This is a genomic window from Streptomyces sp. NPDC014882 (genome assembly GCF_043081325.1).
Taxonomy (GTDB): Bacteria; Actinomycetota; Actinomycetes; order Streptomycetales; family Streptomycetaceae; genus Streptomyces.
In genome coordinates this window covers 94,077-111,063 of record NZ_JBIBWL010000004.1, presented here as the reverse complement: position 1 = coordinate 111,063, position 16,987 = coordinate 94,077, and the positions used below count along the sequence as shown (strand labels likewise).

The 16,987-nt window shown below is 75.1% G+C and carries 16 protein-coding genes; 13 read left to right on the top strand and 3 right to left on the bottom strand.

All coding sequences use genetic code 11. The features are described 5' to 3' along the window. Positions 1 to 332: 332 nt before the first annotated feature. Positions 333 to 1,460 carry an 8-amino-7-oxononanoate synthase gene (locus ACF09K_RS11735; protein ID WP_392242623.1) on the bottom strand — a complete coding sequence of 376 codons (1,128 nt, stop codon included), beginning with the start codon at positions 1,458 to 1,460 and terminating at the stop codon, positions 333 to 335. 151 nt (positions 1,461 to 1,611) lie between these two features. On the opposite strand from ACF09K_RS11735, the gene bioB reads away from it, so the two are divergent. The 10 genes from bioB to mug all read left to right on the top strand — a co-directional run bounded on the left by bioB (position 1,612) and on the right by mug (position 11,821). Beyond that, on the top strand, positions 1,612 to 2,838 hold the full coding sequence (gene bioB, locus ACF09K_RS11730) for a biotin synthase BioB (protein ID WP_392242621.1): 1,227 nt from the start codon (positions 1,612 to 1,614) through the stop codon (positions 2,836 to 2,838). Beyond that, complete coding sequence (locus ACF09K_RS11725) at positions 2,831 to 4,111, top strand: adenosylmethionine--8-amino-7-oxononanoate transaminase (RefSeq protein ID WP_392242619.1); 1,281 nt, start codon at positions 2,831 to 2,833, stop codon at positions 4,109 to 4,111. The genes bioB and ACF09K_RS11725 overlap by 8 nt, the downstream gene beginning before the upstream one ends. A gap of 2 nt (positions 4,112 to 4,113) precedes the next feature. Continuing rightward, positions 4,114 to 4,908, top strand: coding sequence for a dethiobiotin synthase (bioD, locus tag ACF09K_RS11720; protein ID WP_392243186.1), 795 nt, complete (start codon positions 4,114 to 4,116; stop codon positions 4,906 to 4,908). A 65-nt stretch (positions 4,909 to 4,973) separates the two neighbouring features. Further along, the gene (locus tag ACF09K_RS11715) at positions 4,974 to 5,669 is read left to right on the top strand and encodes a class I SAM-dependent methyltransferase (protein ID WP_392242618.1); all 696 of its coding nucleotides are present in this window, start codon (positions 4,974 to 4,976) and stop codon (positions 5,667 to 5,669) included. Positions 5,670 to 5,927: 258 nt separating this feature from the next. Then, the gene (locus ACF09K_RS11710) at positions 5,928 to 6,353 is read left to right on the top strand and encodes a GNAT family N-acetyltransferase (RefSeq protein ID WP_392242616.1); all 426 of its coding nucleotides are present in this window, start codon (positions 5,928 to 5,930) and stop codon (positions 6,351 to 6,353) included. A gap of 204 nt (positions 6,354 to 6,557) precedes the next feature. After that, entirely contained in the window at positions 6,558 to 7,892 is a 1,335-nt protein-coding gene (locus ACF09K_RS11705) for a hemolysin family protein (RefSeq protein WP_392242614.1), read from the top strand. Continuing rightward, entirely contained in the window at positions 7,889 to 8,902 is a 1,014-nt protein-coding gene (locus ACF09K_RS11700) for a hemolysin family protein (RefSeq protein WP_392242612.1), read from the top strand. The genes ACF09K_RS11705 and ACF09K_RS11700 overlap by 4 nt, the downstream gene beginning before the upstream one ends. 62 nt (positions 8,903 to 8,964) lie before the next feature. Continuing rightward, on the top strand, positions 8,965 to 9,753 hold the full coding sequence (locus tag ACF09K_RS11695) for an SGNH/GDSL hydrolase family protein (RefSeq protein WP_392242611.1): 789 nt from the start codon (positions 8,965 to 8,967) through the stop codon (positions 9,751 to 9,753). A gap of 83 nt (positions 9,754 to 9,836) precedes the next feature. Beyond that, positions 9,837 to 11,279, top strand: coding sequence for an adenylosuccinate lyase (gene purB / locus ACF09K_RS11690; protein ID WP_392242609.1), 1,443 nt, complete (start codon positions 9,837 to 9,839; stop codon positions 11,277 to 11,279). A 44-nt stretch (positions 11,280 to 11,323) separates the two neighbouring features. Beyond that, positions 11,324 to 11,821, top strand: coding sequence for a G/U mismatch-specific DNA glycosylase (mug, locus tag ACF09K_RS11685; RefSeq protein WP_392242608.1), 498 nt, complete (start codon positions 11,324 to 11,326; stop codon positions 11,819 to 11,821). 215 nt (positions 11,822 to 12,036) lie between these two features. On the opposite strand, the gene ACF09K_RS11680 is transcribed toward mug, so the two are convergent. Both ACF09K_RS11680 and ACF09K_RS11675 read right to left on the bottom strand, forming a co-directional pair. Beyond that, complete coding sequence (locus ACF09K_RS11680; protein ID WP_392243184.1) at positions 12,037 to 12,759, bottom strand: ABC transporter permease; 723 nt, start codon at positions 12,757 to 12,759, stop codon at positions 12,037 to 12,039. Between the two features lie 2 nt (positions 12,760 to 12,761). Beyond that, positions 12,762 to 13,682 carry an ABC transporter ATP-binding protein gene (locus ACF09K_RS11675; protein WP_392242606.1) on the bottom strand — a complete coding sequence of 307 codons (921 nt, stop codon included), beginning with the start codon at positions 13,680 to 13,682 and terminating at the stop codon, positions 12,762 to 12,764. A 108-nt stretch (positions 13,683 to 13,790) separates the two neighbouring features. On the opposite strand from ACF09K_RS11675, the gene ACF09K_RS11670 reads away from it, so the two are divergent. The 3 genes from ACF09K_RS11670 to ACF09K_RS11660 all read left to right on the top strand — a co-directional run bounded on the left by ACF09K_RS11670 (position 13,791) and on the right by ACF09K_RS11660 (position 16,903). Next, positions 13,791 to 14,945: a sensor histidine kinase gene (locus ACF09K_RS11670; RefSeq protein WP_392242604.1), complete on the top strand. Its 1,155-nt coding sequence runs from the start codon at positions 13,791 to 13,793 to the stop codon at positions 14,943 to 14,945. A gap of 16 nt (positions 14,946 to 14,961) precedes the next feature. Continuing rightward, positions 14,962 to 15,657: a response regulator gene (locus tag ACF09K_RS11665; RefSeq protein ID WP_392242602.1), complete on the top strand. Its 696-nt coding sequence runs from the start codon at positions 14,962 to 14,964 to the stop codon at positions 15,655 to 15,657. 88 nt (positions 15,658 to 15,745) lie between these two features. After that, entirely contained in the window at positions 15,746 to 16,903 is a 1,158-nt protein-coding gene (locus ACF09K_RS11660; RefSeq protein ID WP_392242600.1) for an ROK family transcriptional regulator, read from the top strand. Positions 16,904 to 16,987 lie beyond the last annotated feature (84 nt).

Here is a 16,987-nt window from a genome sequence, read left to right as displayed (position 1 = left end):
GACACGGTGCGGATGGTTCACGTACGGTCCCGGACTGGTGCTTCGCCGTCAGAGTGCCATCAACACGCCGGTCGCGGGTGGCCATCCACCAAGATATGCAGATGTCTGTCGCTCGTTGCGGTGAACTCTGCTAGGGCAGAGCGTATGCGGAGGGCCCGGAGGGAGTATGGAGCTCCCCGCGGGACGCCCCCGCGGTGCGCCGCCGGGCCGTGGCGGAGGGCTCCGACGAGGACCGGCGGAGGCGCCGGTGACGCGAACGCGGAGGCGCCGGTGGACGCGGGCGGGGAGGCGTACGGCCGCCTCGCGCCGGCTCACGGCGGTGCCGCACCGGCTCACGGCCGTGTCCGGTCGATCACCCGTACGGCGCGGTCGATCTGTTCCTCGCCGAGGTCCGCGCGGGCGGTCAGCCTCAGGCGCGAGACGCCGTCGGGCACGGACGGGGGGCGGAAGCAGCCCACGGCCAGACCCGCCGTCCGGCAGTCCGCCGCCCAGCGCACGGCCGCCTCCGGGGACGGAGCCCGCACGGAGACGACCGCGGCGTCCGGACGCACCGCTTCCAGCCCCGCGGCCGTCAGGCGCGCGTGCAGCTCGCCCGCCACCGCACGCGCGCGTGCCGCGCGTTCCGGCTCGCGCCGCAGCAGCGCCAGGGCCGCCAGGGCGGCACCGGCCGCCGCCGGGGCGAGGCCGGTGTCGAAGATGAACGTCCGGGCGGCGTTGACCAGATGGTCGATCACGCGCGCGGGACCGAGCACGGCGCCGCCCTGACCGCCCAGCGACTTGGACAGCGTGACCGTGACCACGACGTCCTCGGCCCCCGCCAGTCCCGCCGCGTGCGGCGCGCCGCGGCCGCCCGCGCCGAGGACGCCGAGACCGTGGGCGTCGTCGAGGACCAGACCGGCACCGTGCTCCCGGCAGGCGTCGGCGAGGGCGGCCAGCGGGGCCGCGTCGCCGTCGACGGAGAAGACCGTGTCGGAGACCGCCAGGGCCGGGCCCTCGCCCGTGCCCAGCGCCTTGCGCACGGCGTCGGGGTCGGCGTGCGCGACGACCTGCGTCGTGCCGCGGGCCAGCCGGCAGCCGTCGATGAGCGAGGCGTGGTTGCCCGCGTCGGAGACGATCAGGGAGCCGTGCGGGGCCAGCGCGGTGACCGCGGCGAGGTTGGCGGCGTAGCCGGAGGAGAAGACCAGGGCCGCCTCGGAGCCGCAGAAGTCGGCCAGCTCCCGCTCCAGTTCGGCGTGCAGCTCGGTGGTGCCGGTGACGAGCCGGGAGCCGGTCGCGCCGCCGCCCCAGGTCCGCGCGGCCCGCGCCGCGCCCTCGGTGACCTCGGGATGACGGGCGAGGCCCAGGTAGTCGTTGCTCGCGAGGTCCAGGAGGGGCGAGTCGGCCGGACGGGGGCGCAGGGTCCGTACGAGTCCGGCGGTGCGGCGCGCCCGCGCCCGCTCGTCGATCCAGCCGAACGCCATGGCTCGCCCTCCGGGGATTTTGTAGGCAGTGGACAGACACTAGCCGTACGGTGCGCATCCCATGGTGTGGCAATACCCACACGTCGAATGCCCTTCGTTGTACGAACTCTCCCTGGCCCGCGCACGGGTCGGTAAGACAGGATCGGCTCTCATGGACCTGCTGAACACGCTGGTGGACAAGGGGCTTCGGCGCGAGCCGCCGACCCGCGAAGAGGCGCTGGCCGTGCTGGCCACGTCCGACGACGACCTGCTCGACGTGGTGGCCGCGGCCGGAAGAGTGCGCCGCCACTGGTTCGGGCGACGGGTGAAGCTCAACTACCTCGTCAACCTGAAGTCGGGCCTGTGCCCGGAGGACTGTTCCTACTGCTCCCAGCGGCTCGGCTCCACGGCCGGGATCCTCAAGTACACCTGGCTCAAGCCCGACGAGGCCTCGCGGGCCGCCGCCGCGGGGCTGGCCGGGGGCGCCAAGCGGGTCTGCCTGGTGGCGTCCGGGCGCGGCCCGACCGACCGGGACGTCGACCGGGTCTCCGAGACCATCAGGGCGATCAAGGACCAGAACGAGGGCGTCGAGGTGTGCGCCTGCCTGGGCCTGCTCTCCGACGGCCAGGCGGAGCGGCTGCGCGAGGCGGGCGCGGACGCCTACAACCACAACCTGAACACGTCCGAGGAGACGTACGCGGACATCACCACCACGCACACGTACGCCGACCGGGTGGACACGGTGCAGAAGGCCCACGCGGCCGGCCTGTCGGCGTGCTCGGGGCTGATCGCCGGCATGGGCGAGTCGGACGAGGACCTGGTCGACGTCGTCTTCTCGCTGCGCGGGCTGGACCCCGACTCCGTACCGGTGAACTTCCTGATCCCGGTCGAGGGCACCCCGCTGGCGAAGGAGTGGAACCTCACCCCGCAGCGCTGCCTGCGCATCCTGGCCATGGTGCGGTTCGTCTGCCCGGACGTGGAGGTGCGCATCGCGGGCGGCCGTGAGGTCCACCTGCGCACGATGCAGCCGCTCGCCCTGCACCTGGCCAACTCGATCTTCCTCGGCGACTACCTCACCACCGAGGGCCAGGCCGGCAAGGCGGACCTCGACATGATCGCGGACGCCGGGTTCGAGGTGGAGGGCGCGGGCGAGGTGACGCTGCCGGAACACCGGGCCGGCGGCGGCTGCGGATCGCACCGGGGCGGCTGCGGGTCCTCCGAGGACGCCGGCGGCTGCGGTGGGCACGGGGCCGGCGGCGTCTGCGGGCCGCACGAGGACGCGCACGAGGACGGCGGTGTCCGCGCCCCGGCTTCCGCCCCGCAGGCGAACGAGGCCCGTACGGACCTGGTCGCCGTCCGCCGCCGGGGCGCCGGGACGGACCTCGCGCCCAATGCCTGAGCGGGACGTGTCCGGACTGCTGGACCTCGACCGGCGGCACGTGTGGCATCCGTACGGTCCGATGCCGGGCCGGGTGGACCCGCTCGTCGTGGAGTCGGCGAGCGGGGTCCGGCTGCGCCTCGCCGACGGTTCCGGCGAGCTGGTCGACGGCATGTCCTCCTGGTGGTCGGCGATCCACGGCTACCGCCACCCGGTGCTCGACGAGGCGGTGCGGGCCCAGCTCGGGCGGATGAGCCACGTCATGTTCGGCGGGCTCACCCACGAGCCCGCCGTACGGCTGGCGAAGCTGCTCGTCGACATGTCGCCCGAGGGACTGGAGCACGTGTTCCTCGCCGACTCGGGGTCGGTGTCGGTCGAGGTCGCGGTGAAGATGTGCCTGCAGTACTGGCGCTCGCTGGGCCGCCCCCGCAAGCAGCGGCTGCTGACCTGGCGCGGCGGCTACCACGGGGACACCTGGCAGCCGATGTCCGTGTGCGACCCCGAGGGCGGGATGCACGACCTGTGGACCGGGGTCCTGCCCCGGCAGGTCTTCGTCGGTCCGCCGCCCGCCGAGTACGACGAGACGTACGCGCGTGAGCTGCGTGCGGCGATCGGGCGGCACGCCGACGAGCTGGCCGCGGTGATCGTGGAGCCGGTGGTGCAGGGCGCCGGCGGGATGCGGTTCCACTCCCCCGCGTACCTGACGGTGCTGCGCGAGGCGTGCGACGAGCACGGCGTGCTGCTGGTGTTCGACGAGATCGCCACCGGATTCGGCCGCACGGGCGCGCTGTTCGCCGCCGGTCACGCCGGGGTGACCCCGGACGTGATGTGCGTCGGCAAGGCGCTGACCGGCGGTTACCTGACGATGGCCGCGACGCTGTGCACGAGCCGGGTCGCCGACGGCATCTCGCGGGGCGAGGTGCCGGTGCTGGCCCACGGTCCGACGTTCATGGGCAACCCGCTGGCCGCGGCGGTCGCCTGCGCCTCGATCGAGCTGCTCCTCGGGCAGGACTGGCTCGCGGAGGTCCGGCGGATCGAGGCGGGGCTGCGGGAGGGGCTCGCCCCGGCCGCGGACCTGCCGGGCGTCAAGGACGTACGGGTGCTCGGGGCCGTCGGGGTGGTCCAGCTCGACCACGACGTGGACATGAGGGCCGCCACGCGGGCGGCCGTGCGCGAGGGCGTCTGGCTGCGGCCCTTCCGCGACCTCGTCTACACGATGCCGCCGTACGTCACCGGCGACGAGGACGTGGCACGGATCGCGCGGGCCGTGTGCGCGGCGGCGCGGGAGGGATGAGCATGCCGATCCTGGTGATCACGGGGACGGGAACGGAGGTCGGCAAGACGGTCACGACCGCCGCCGTCGCCGCCGCCGCGCTCGCGGCGGGCCGCTCGGTGGCCGTGCTGAAGGCCGCCCAGACCGGCGTACGGCCGGACGAGCGCGGTGACGCGGACGAGGTCGCACGGCTGGCGGGTGACGTCACGACCGCCGAACTGGCGCGCTACCCGGAGCCGTTGGCACCGGCGACGGCGGCCCTGCGGGCCGGGATGGTGCCCGTGCGGCCGCGCGAGGTCGCCGACGCGGCGATCGAACTGGCCACCGGGCACGACCTGGTCCTCGTCGAGGGGGCCGGCGGGCTCCTGGTGCGGTTCGACGAGGCGGGCGGCACGCTGGCCGACGCCGCGGAGCTGCTGCGGGCGCCGGTGCTGGTGGTGGCGTCGGCGGGACTGGGCACGCTGAACACGACCGATCTGACGGCCCGTGAACTGCGTCTGCGGGGACTGGAGTTGCTCGGGGTGGTGATCGGCTCCTGGCCCGCGTCGCCCGACCTGGCGACGCGGTGCAACGTCGTCGACCTGCCGGACGTCGCCGGCGCCCCGCTGCTCGGCGCGCTGCCCGCCGGCTCGGGTGCGCTCGCCCCGGCCGGCTTCCGTGCGGCGGCCCCCGGCTGGCTGGCGTCCCGGCTGGACGGGACGTGGGAGGCGGAGGCCTTCCGGCGCCGGACGGCACCGGAGCCCTGGAGTCCGTCCCCGGAGCCGCCGGAGGGCCGGGCCCTGCCCTCCGGCCGGGAGGCGGATCGGTCCGACGCGTGAGCGGGGGCGCGACGGACGGGTACGGAGGAGAATCCCGGTAGGCCCGTGCCGCCAGGGAGGTCGCCATGCCGATACGGCCCGCCGGCTCCGGCGAGGTGTCCGGCGATCCCGTCCACCACCCGCTGTTCGCGCGCTGTTACGCCCGGTTGAGCGTGGCCGCGGAGACCCGCGGAGGCCTGGCCGCGCTGCGCGGCCGGCTGCTCGCCGGGCTCTCCGGCCGTGTCATCGAGATCGGCGCGGGCAACGGCCTGAACTTCGCGCACTACCCGGGCACGGTCTCCGAGGTCGTGGCGATCGAGCCGGAGCGGCGGCTGCGCGCCCTGGCGGTGCGGGCCGCGCCGGGGGCCGGGGTGCCGGTGGACGTCGTGCCGGGCACGGCCGAGTCCCTGCCGGTCGGGAGCGGGGCCTTCGACGCGGCGGTGTTCTCCCTGGTCCTGTGCAGCGTGCGGGACCTGCCGCGGGCCCTCGCCGAGGTACGGCGGGTGCTGCGGCCCGGTGGCGAGGTGCGGTTCCTGGAGCACGGCACGGGCGGCGGCCCGGCCATGGTCCTCACCCAGCGCGCGCTGGACCGGACGGTGTGGCCGCTCCTCAGCGGCGGCTGCCACCTCTCCCGCGACCCGGTCGGGGCACTGCGCGACGCCGGGTTCGAGATCGGCCCGTACCGCAGCCTGCTGGTCCCGGAGAAGGGCCCGGCGCTGCCCTCGTCGTACTGCAGGCTGGGCACGGCCTGGCGGCCGGTCGCCGACGGGACGCTCCGCTAGGGCGTGTCCGGCGGTTCCCGTCGGGCGCGCGACGCCTGGCACGGCTCCCCCACGCCCGGCTTCGCTCGCGCGGGAGGGACCCCCACCGCCGCGTCGTCGGACCACCCGAGTACGTCCGGTGCACGGGCGATCCTCCGCCTTGCGACGCTCCCCCACCGCCCGAACGGCGGGGGAGGTGCCCCCGGCGGGAGAGGGGCCGCGGGCGTCCGGATGCCGGAATCCCGGGCCGGGGTGTTTCCCGCGTGATGGGATCGCCCCATGTCTGATCTGCGGATACGGGCCGCGACGCCCGACGACCTCGACACCGTGCTGGCCTTCTGGAGGACCGCCGCCGAGGGCACGAGCATCAGCGACGACCGGGAGGGCGTGGAGCGGCTCGTCGCCCGCGACCCCGGGGCGCTGATCCTGGCGGAGCGCGGTGGTGAGCCGGTGGGCACGGTGATCGCCGGCTTCGACGGCTGGCGCTGCCACCTCTACCGGCTGGCGGTGCTTCCGGCGCACCGCCGCCAGGGCATCGGATCGGCGCTGCTCGCCGCCGCGGAGGAGCGGTTCGTCCGGCTGGGGGGACGGCGCGGCGACGCGATGGTGCTGACGCGCAACGAGACGGCCCATCATGCGTGGCGCGCGGCGGGGTACATGCCGGAGGAGAAGTGGCGGCGCTGGGTGAAGCCGCTGACCGGCTGAGCCCACGGCGCTCCGGTCGGGCGGCCGGGCCGGGCGGCCGGCGACGGCCTTTTGCCGATCCTTTACCCTTGGGGGGCCGTACGACCGTGCGGTCCCCCACCGAGTCCCCGAAAGGTGTGAGCCTCCGCCCATGGGCGAGCCTCCTGGTTCCCGACGTCGCGCGATCCTCCCCGTCCTGCCCGATCATGGGACGGAGGTGAACCGGTGATGGAACTGCTGTTGCTGCTGGTGGCGATCCTGCTGTCGCTCGCGTGCGGTGCCTTCGTCGCCGCCGAGTTCTCGTTGACCACGGTCGAGCGCGGCGAGCTGGAGCGGGCCGTCGAGCGCGGCGAGCGCGGCGCGGCCGGCGCGCTCAAGGCCGTCCGCAACCTGACCTTCCAGCTCTCCGGCGCCCAGCTCGGCATCACCGTCACCAACCTGGTCGTCGGCATGCTGGCCGAGCCCTCGATCGCCAAGCTGATCTCCGGGCCGCTGGAGTCGGCCGGTCTGTCGGGCGCGACCGCGAGCTCCGTCGCCCTGGTGCTGGGCACGGCGCTGTCGACGGTGTTCCTGATGGTCGTCGGCGAACTGGTGCCGAAGAACTGGGCGATCTCCGCCCCGCTGGCCATGGCCAAGCGGGTGGGCAACGCGCAGCGCTTCTTCAGCGCCGCCTTCCGGCCGTTCATCGCCCACCTGAACAGCACGGCCAACCGGGTCGTCCGCCGCTTCGGCCTGGAGCCCGCCGAGGAGCTCGCCTCCGCCCGCGGCCCGCAGGAACTGGCGGCGCTGGCCCGGCACTCGGCCCGGCAGGGCGCCCTGGAGGCGGACACCGCCGAGCTGTTCGTGCGCACCCTGAACCTGGCCGACCTGACCGCGGAGAACGTGATGACCCCGCGCGTACAGGTCATCGCCCTCGACGCCCAGGCGACCTGCGAGGACGTCGCGAACGCGACCCGGGCGACGGGCCTGTCCCGGTTCCCCGTGTTCCGCGGCGGCCTGGACACCGTCGTCGGCACCGCGCACATCAAGGACGTCCTGGCCGTCCCGGCGGAGCGGCGGGCGCGCGTGCCCGTCGCCGAGCTGATGCGCGAACCCCTGCTGGTCCCCGAGTCCCTCACCGTGGACCGGCTCCTCGACCGGCTCTCCGGCAAGCGGACGATGGCCGTGGTCATCGACGAGTACGGCGGTACGGCGGGCGTGGCGACCCTGGAGGACATCGTCGAGGAGGTCGTGGGCGAGGTCCGCGACGAGCACGACCCGCACGAGACGCCCGACCTGGCCCACGCGGGCACCGACGACGAGGGCCGCCGGACCTACTCCGCCGACGGCGCCGCCCGCACCGACCAGCTCGCGCGCGTCGGCCTGCACGCCCCCGAGGGCCCCTACGAGACCCTCGCCGGGCTGGTCGCCACCGAGCTGGGCCGCATACCGGCCGTCGGCGACAGCCTGGACGTGGCCGGCTGGCACCTGGACGTCGTCGACGCCTCCGGTCGCCGGGCCGCGCGTGTCCTGCTGCACGCCCCGCTCGCCCAGGACCACGTGGAAGGAGCGGACCGGTGACCGCCGTCCAGCTGCTGATCGGCCTGGCGACCCTGGTCGTCAACGCCTTCTTCGTCGGCGCGGAGTTCGCGCTGATCTCCGTACGCCGCTCCCAGATCGAGCCGTACGCCGAGCAGGGCGACCGGCGCGCCAGGAGCGTGCTGTGGGGCCTGGAGCACGTGTCCGCGCTGCTGGCGGCCGCCCAGCTCGGCATCACGCTGTGCACCCTGGTCCTCGGCGTGGTCGCCGAACCGGCGATCGCGCACCTGCTGGAGCCGGTGTTCCACGCGGTCGGCGTTCCCGAGGGGGCGGGCCACGCGGTGTCCTTCGTGATCGCGCTGACCCTGGCGACGTACCTGCACATGCTGCTGGGCGAGATGGTGCCGAAGAACATCGCGCTCGCCGAACCGGTGCGCAGCGCCCTGCTGCTCGGGCCGCCGCTGGTCACGCTCTCCCGGGCGCTGCGGCCGGTGATCTTCGCGATCAACGCCTTCGCCAACGGCCTGCTGAAGCTGCTGCGGGTCGAGACGAAGGACGAGGTCACGGCCACGTTCTCGGACGCGGAGCTGGCGCAGATCGTGCGGGACGCCGGGGAGGCGGGCCTGCTCGACGACCGCGCCCAGGAACGCCTGCACGACGCGCTGGAGCTGGGCCGCCGCCCGGTGCGGGACGTCGTCCTGCCGCTGGAACGCGTCGTCTACGCGCGCGTGGGGGTCACCCCGGAGGAGCTGGAGCGGCTCGGCGCCGAATCCGGGTTCTCCCGCTTCCCCGTCGTCGACGAGGGGCGCCGGATCGTGGGCTACCTGCACGTGAAGGACGCGCTGGACGCCTCGCCGCGCGACGAGCCGTTCCGGGTGCGGGACCTGCGGCCCATCGCCCGGGTGCGCGAGACGACGCCGCTGGACGACGTCCTCACCGCGATGCGCGGCAGCCGCACCCACCTGGCGGCCGTCCTCGGCTCCGACGGGCGGCTCGCCGGGCTGGTCACCATGGAGGACGTGCTGCGGGAGCTGTTCGGGCAGCGGGCCTGAGACCGGGCGGCGGGGGGTGACCGACCGCTGGGTATGGCGTGCGGGTTACCATCGCTGACGCCATGCAGACGAACACCACTCCCCCGTACTCCAGCCTGGTCGCGGTCGGCGACTCCTTCACCGAGGGCATGTCGGACCTGCTGCCCGACGGCACCTACCGGGGCTGGGCGGACCTCCTCGCGGGCCGGATCGCCGCGCACACGCCCGGCTTCCGGTACGCCAACCTCGCGGTGCGCGGCAAGCTGATCGGCCAGATCGTCGAGGAGCAGGTGCCGGTGGCGGCGACCATGGGCGCCGACGTCATCACCCTGGTCGGCGGTCTGAACGACACCCTGCGGCCCAAGTGCGACATGGTGCGGGTGCGGGACCTGCTGACCGAGGCCGTGGAGCGGCTGGCCCCCTCCTGCAAGCAGCTCGTGCTGATGCGCAGCCCCGGCCGGCAGGGTCCGGTGCTGGAGCGGTTCCGGCCGCGCATGGAGGAGCTGTTCGCCTGCGTCGACGGCCTCGCCGCCCGGCACGGCGCGCTGGTCGTCGACCTGTACGGCGCCCCGTCCCTGGGCGACCCGCGGATGTGGGACGTGGACCGGCTGCACCTGACGGCCGAGGGGCACCGCCGGGTCGCCGAGGCGGTCTGGCAGGGCCTCGGGTACGACCCCGAGGACACCGGGTGGCACGAGCCGATGCCCGCGACCGTGCCGCCGGCCTGGGTCGCGCGGCGGGTGGCCGACGCCCGGTTCGCGCGCCGGTACCTGCTGCCGTGGATCGCCCGCCGCCTCACCGGCCGCTCCTCGGGCGACGGCCTGCCGCCGAAGCGCCCCGACCTGCTGCCGTACGAGAGCCCTCGGGCGTAGCCTCGCGTGACCCGGGTCTCGTAGGTTCCGCCGAACGGGGCCACGGCGCCGGCCTGCACGAATCGCCAGTAGAATCCGTCCACGTGACTTCCGCTCCCGCCAAGCCCCGCATCCCCAACGTCCTCGCCGGACGCTATGCCTCCGCCGAGCTCGCCACGCTCTGGTCGCCCGAGCAGAAGGTGAGGCTGGAGCGTCAGCTCTGGCTCGCCGTGCTGCGGGCCCAGAAGGACCTCGGGATCGAGGTGCCGGACGCGGCGATCGCCGACTACGAGCGCGTCCTCGACAGCGTCGACCTGGCCTCGATCGCCGAGCGCGAGAAGGTCACGCGGCACGACGTGAAGGCGCGGATCGAGGAGTTCAACGACCTCGCCGGGCACGAGCAGGTCCACAAGGGCATGACGTCCCGCGACCTCACGGAGAACGTCGAGCAGCTCCAGATCCGGCTGTCGCTGGAGCTGGTCCGCGACCGTACGGTGGCGGTACTGGCACGCCTGGGCAAGCTCGCCGGCGAGTACGGCGAGCTGGTCATGGCCGGCCGCTCGCACAACGTGGCCGCCCAGGCCACCACGCTGGGCAAGCGGTTCGCGACGGCGGCCGACGAGCTGCTCGTGGCGTACGGGCGGGTCGAGGAGCTGCTCGGCCGCTACCCGCTGCGCGGCATCAAGGGCCCGGTCGGCACCGCCCAGGACATGCTCGACCTGCTCGGCGGCGACGCGGGCAAGCTCGCGGAGCTGGAGCAGCGGATCGCCGGGCACCTCGGCTTCTCGCAGGCCTTCACCTCCGTCGGCCAGGTCTACCCGCGCTCGCTGGACTACGAGGTCGTCACCGCGCTGGTGCAGCTGGCCGCCGCGCCGTCCTCGCTGGCGAAGACGATCCGGCTGATGGCCGGGCACGAGCTGGTGACCGAGGGCTTCAAGCCGGGCCAGGTCGGCTCCTCCGCGATGCCGCACAAGATGAACACCCGCTCCTGCGAGCGCGTCAACGGCCTCATGGTGATCCTGCGCGGCTACGCGTCGATGACCGGCGAGCTGGCGGGCGACCAGTGGAACGAGGGCGACGTGTCCTGCTCGGTGGTGCGCCGGGTCGCGCTGCCGGACGCGTTCTTCGCCCTCGACGGCCTGCTGGAGACGTTCCTGACGGTGCTCGACGAGTTCGGCGCCTTCCCGGCCGTCGTCGCCCGTGAGCTGGACCGCTATCTGCCGTTCCTCGCCACCACCAAGGTCCTGATGGGCGCGGTGCGGGCGGGCGTGGGCCGGGAACTGGCGCACGAGGCGATCAAGGAGAACGCCGTGGCGGCCGCGCTGGCCATGCGCGAGCGCGGCGCCGAGCGCAACGAGCTGCTGGACAAGCTCGCCGCCGACGAGCGCATCCCGCTGGACCGCGCGCGGCTCGACGCGCTGATGGCCGACAAGCTGTCCTTCACGGGCGCCGCCGCCGGCCAGGTGGCCCTCGTCGTCGGCCGGATCGAGGAGATCGTGAAGCAGCGGCCGGAGGCCGCCGGTTACACCCCGGGGGCGATCCTCTGACCCGCTTCACCCAGGCGGAACTGGAGGCCGCCCGCGACCGTCTCGTGCCGGACGTCGTCGCGGACGGCCTCCGGGTGCTCTTCTGCGGCATCAACCCGGGCCTGATGTCGGCGGCGACCGGCCACCACTTCGCCCGGCCGGGCAACCGCTTCTGGCCGGTGCTGCACCTGTCCGGCTTCACGCCGAGGCTGCTGAAGCCGGCGGAGCAGCGGGAGCTGCTGTCGTACGGGCTCGGCATCACCAACGTGGTGGCGCGGGCGAGCGCGCGGGCCGACGAGCTGACGGCGGAGGAGTACCGCGAGGGCGGCCGGCTGCTCCGGGAGAAGGTGGCCCGGCTGAGGCCGCGCCGGCTGGCGGTGGTGGGCGTGACCGCGTACCGGGTGGCGTTCGACGACCGGACGGCCAGGATCGGGCCGCAGGAGCGGACGATCGGGGACACCCGCGTGTGGGTGCTGCCCAACCCCAGTGGGCTGAACGCCCACTGGACGACGGCGACGATGGCGCAGGAGTACGCGCGGCTGCGGGTAGCGGCCGAGGAGTGACCCCCGGGCTTCCGCCGGGGTGGGGGCGGCCGGGACGGGCCGGTGCCGGTGGTGAGCAGTCCCCGGTGGCGGGCAGGAGGGGCCGGGGCTCGTCGTCCCGGCCGGTGCCGGTGGCGCCGGGACGCCCGACGGCCGTGCCCGGGCCTCTCCGTGTCCGTGTGATCCGGTGGGCCGGCCGCCACCGGCGAGGGGCCGCGTCGGGGGTCCGGTTCCGCTCAGGCGTCCCGGCGCCGCACCCGCCACGCCCCCGCCGCGAGGGCCGCCGCCGTCCACAGCGCGGTCACCGTCAGCCCGGTCCACGGTCCCAGGGCGCCGTCCCACGTGCTGTGGAGGGCGATCTGGCCGGCCCGGTCGGGGAGCAGGTCGGCGACGGAGCCGGACATGTCGCCGACCACGAAGGACACGATCAGCAGGAACGGGACGAGGACGGCGAGCGTGGCCGTCCCGCTGCGCAGAACGGCCGTCAGACCGGCGGCGAGCAGGGCCATCAGCGTGAGGTAGAGGCCGCAGCCGACGGCCGCGCGCAGTCCTTCGGCCGTGCCGAACCCCGCCGCCCGCGCACCGGACGTCTCGCGGCCCACGGCCCAGGTCAGCAGGCCGGTGGCCAGGCCCACGGCCAGGACGGGCAGGGCGATCGCCGTGGTCTTGGCGGCGAACCAGAGGCCGCGGCGCGGGACCGCGGCCAGGGACACGCGCAGCGCGCCGCCCTGGAACTCGGCCGCGACCGCCGTCGTCCCGAAGGCCACCGCCGCGATCTGGCCGAAGCTGACGCCGAAGAAGGCGGAGAACAGCGGATCGGTGTCGGCCGCGTCGGTGTCGGCGGCGGCGAGCAGGGAGAAGGCGACGGTGGCGAGCAGGACCGCGCCCAGGGTGACGGTCTGGGACCGCAGCGTACGTGTCCTGATCCACTCGGCGTGGAGCGCGGGCGTGAATCCCATGGTCATGCCTCCTGGGGAGCGGCCGCGAACTCGGTGTCGGCGGCGGTCAGATCGAGGTAGGCCTGTTCCAGCGTGCCTTCCTCCGCGGTCAGTTCGAGCAGCGGGACGCCCGCCTCGGAGGCGAGCCGGCCGATGTCGTCCACGCGCGCGTGGTCCACCGTCCAGTGCCCGTCGTCGTGGGCGACCCCCTCGTGCCCGTGCCGGGCCAGGGCCTCCGCCAGGGCGGCGGGGTCGGAGGTGCGGACGCGGACCCGGGGCCGCACGCGCGCGTCGATGAAGTCCCGCACGGAGGTGTCGGCCAGCAGACGGCCCCGCCCGAGGACCACGAGGTGGTCGGCGAAGGAGGACGTCTCGCTCATGAGGTGACTGGAGACCAGGACGGTGCGCCCCTCGCCCGCGAGCCGGCGCAGCAGCCCGCGCATCCAGATGATGCCCTCGGGGTCGAGGCCGTTGGAGGGCTCGTCGAGGAGCACCACCCGGGGGTCGCCGAGCAGGGCGGCGGCGATGCCCAGCCGTTGCCGCATGCCGAGGGAGTACGTCTTCACCCGGCGGCGCGCGGCCGGTGCCAGCCCGGTCTCCTCCAGCACCTCGTCGACCCGGCGGACGGGGATGCGGTTGCTCGCGGCGAGGGCCCGCAGGTGGTCGCGGCCGGTGCGGGAGCCGTGCGGGGCCCCGGCGTCGAGCAACGCCCCGACGTGGCGCAGGGGTTCGGGCAGCGTGACGTAGGGGCGGCCGCCGATGCCGGCGGTTCCCGAGGTCGGCCGGTCGAGGCCGAGGACGAGGCGCAGGGTGGTGGACTTGCCGGCGCCGTTGGGGCCGAGGAAGCCGGTGACGCGGCCGGGCAGGACCCGGAAGGTGAGCCGGTCCACGGCCCGCCGGGGGCCGAACTCCTTGATGAGGTCGCGGACGTCGATGCTGGTCATGGCACCACGATGGCCGCCGGACCCGCTGTCCGGCCTCCCCCGCCGGTGGGGTCCTTCTCCCCCGCCCGGGGGAGGCCGCCCGTCGGCGGTGCCTGTCACGATGTCCGCATGGGCCGCTTGCTGCGCCCGCTGCTGCGGGGGACGACGTACACACGACTGCTGCATCTGTGGGTGCCCGGGCTGCCGTTCAGCGTGTGGATGTTCGTCGATCCCCGGACGCCCTGGCTGCCCGCGCTCGTGCTGGTTCCGCTGGGCCTGGTCTCCCCGGTGCGCAGGGGCGAGGGGGTGCAGGCCCGGCTGCTGCTGACGCCCGGGGAGCGGGAGCCGGGCATCTCGGAGGAGCCGGCGGTGACGTGGCGGGACCGGCTGCGCACCGCGCTGTGGCTGGCGGTGCGCCTGGCGCTGGCGGTGGTGGCGGCCTTCGCCACGGTGTGGCTGCCGCTGCTGGCCGTCTCCCTGGTCCAGGTGGCCACGGGGACGGTGCCCGCAGGCGTGCCGCTGCTGGAGGACGCGCACCACCACTGGGCCTACGCGCTGCTCGTGCCACTGCCCCTGGTCCTCCTGTACGCGGTCGTGGTGGGCCTCGGCGAACTGGTCACCGCGGCCGCGCGCCGTCTGCTCGGCCCCTCCCCCGCCGAGCGGCTGGCCGCGCTGGAGGCCAGGACCGAACAACTCCTGGAGCGCACCCGCATCGCGCGGGAACTGCACGACTCCATCGGTCACGCCCTGACCGTCGCCGTCGTGCAGGCCGGTGCCGCGCGGGCGGCGGGCGACCCCGGGTTCACCGACCGGGCGCTGGAGGCCATCGAGGAGACCGGCCGGGCGGCGCTGGAGGACCTGGAACGGGTCCTGGGCGTGCTGCGCGAGCCCGAGAAGCCCGTCGACGGCCGCCCGACGCTCGTGGACGCCGACCGGCTGCTGGAGTCCGCCCGCGCGTCCGGGGCGGAGGTCGACGCCGAGGTGACGGGCCCGCTGGAGACGGCTCCGGGGCCCGTGTCCCGCGAGGGCTACCGCATCCTGCAGGAGTCGCTGACGAACACGTTGCGGCACGCGGGAGCGGTCCCCGTGCGGGTCCGGATCGGTGTCGCCGGGGGCACGCTGCTCCTGGAGATCCGCAACCCGCTGGCGGAGGACGTGCCCGGCTCCGGGCGCGGCAGCGGACTGCGCGGCATCCGCGAGCGCGCCGCGCTCCTGGGGGGCCGCGCGTGGACGGGGCCCGACGGGGGCGACTGGCGGGTGCGCGTGGAGCTGCCGCTGGGCTGATCCATAGACTGGCCGGATGCCGGTCAGCGTGCTCCTCGTCGACGACGAACCCCTGGTGCGTGCCGGGCTGCGGGCCGTGCTGGAGGCGCAGCCCGACATCGAGGTCGTCGGGGAGGCCGCGGACGGGGCGGCGGTGATCCCGCTGGTGCGGCGGCTGCGGCCCGACGTCGTCGCCATGGACGTACGGATGCCGTTGATGGACGGGATCGAGGCCACGCGCGCGGTGCTGCGGACGGTGGAGGCGCCGCCGAGGATCCTCGTCGTGACGACCTTCGAGAACGACGAGTACGTGTACGAGGCGCTGCGCGCGGGGGCGGACGGGTTCCTGTTGAAGCGGGCCCGGCCCGCGGAGATCGTGCACGCGGTGCGGCTCGTCGCGGAGGGCGGGTCGCTGCTGTTCCCGGCGTCGGTACGGCGGTTGGCCGCCTCGTACGGCGAGGGGTCGGGGAACCGGGCGGCGCGGGAGCTGCTGGAGCGGGCGCGGCTGACGGAGCGGGAGGCCGAGGTGCTGCGGCTGATGGCGGGCGGGCTGTCCAACGCGGAGATCGCCGCGCGGCTGGTGGTCGGCGCGGAGACGGTCAAGTCGCACGTGAGCGCGGTGCTGGCGAAGCTGGCGGTCCGCGACCGCACGCAGGCGGTGATCACGGCGTACGAGTCGGGGTTCGTCACGGCGGGCCGGACCGGCGGTGGGACGGGTCCGGGCGACGGGTGAGGCGGGCCGGTGCGCCGCCCGCGCTCGCCCGGGTGCCGCGCGCCGAGTACGATCCGCCCCACACGCGCACGAGCTGGGAGGACGGACGTTGGGGCGGCTGACCGGCGGGGATCCCTCGCTGTTGCGAAGGATCAATTCCGCGGTGGTGCTGCACGCGCTGCGTGCCGCCGACTGCGCGACGCTCACGGAGATCACGCGGGTGACGGGGCTGTCCCGGCCGACCGTCGAGGGGGTCGTCGAGGACCTCATGGGGGCCGGTCTCGTCGTCGAGAAGGCCGCCGAGGAGGGCGCCGCCCGCCGGCAGGGGCGTCCGGCGCGCCGCTTCCGGTTCCGGGCCGAGGCCGGTCACCTGCTGGGCCTGGAGATCGGGGCGCACCGGGTGGCCGCGCTCCTGGCCGACCTGGACGGGCGGGTGCTGGGCGCGCAGGCGAAGGACGTCGACGAGTCGGCGCCCGCCGACGAGCGGCTCGAACGGCTGCGGACCGCCGTCGCCGAGCTGCTGCGGCGGGCCGGGGTGCCGCGCGGTTCCCTGCGGGCCGTCGGCGTCGGCACGCCCGGCATCGTGGAGGCGGACGGGACGGTCCGGCTGGGTACCGCGCTGCCCGAGTGGACGGGGCTGCGGCTGGGTGAGCGGCTGAGCCGTTCCTTCAAGTGCCCGGTGCTGGTGGAGAACGACGCCAACGCCGCGGCCGTGGCCGAGCACTGGAAGGGCTGCGCCACCGGGTCCGACGACGTCGTGTTCGTGCTGGCCGGACTGAGTCCGGGCGCGGGCGCGCTGATCGGGGGGCGGCTGCACCGCGGGTACGGCGGGGCGGCCGGGGAGATCGGCGCGCTGCACCTGCTGGGGCGCGGGGTGACGCCGGAGACGCTGCTGTCCACGACGGACGAGCCGCTGCACCCGCTGGACGAGCAGGCGGTCGCCGAGGTGTTCGCGCAGGCCCGCAAGGGCGACCGGCGGGCGCGGGCGGCCGTGGAGCGCTTCATCCAGCGGCTCGTCCACGACGTGGCCGCGCTGGCGCTCGCCCTCGACCCCGAGCTGGTCGTGGTGGGCGGCTGGGCGGCGGGACTGGACGGCGTGCTGGAGCCGCTGCGGCGGGAGTTGGCACGCTACTGTCTGCGTCCGCCGAAGGTGGCCCTGTCCCTCCTCGGGGAGGCGGCCGTGGCGACGGGGGCGCTGCGGCTGGCGCTCGACCACGTCGAGGAGCAGCTCTTCGCGGTGGAGGGCACGGTGACGGGCCGCGCCTGAGGCCGTCCCGCGGTACGGGAGCCCTCCGGCGCGCCCCGGAGTCCTTCCGGGGCGCGCCGGCCGTGCGGCCGGGGGCAGGCCGTT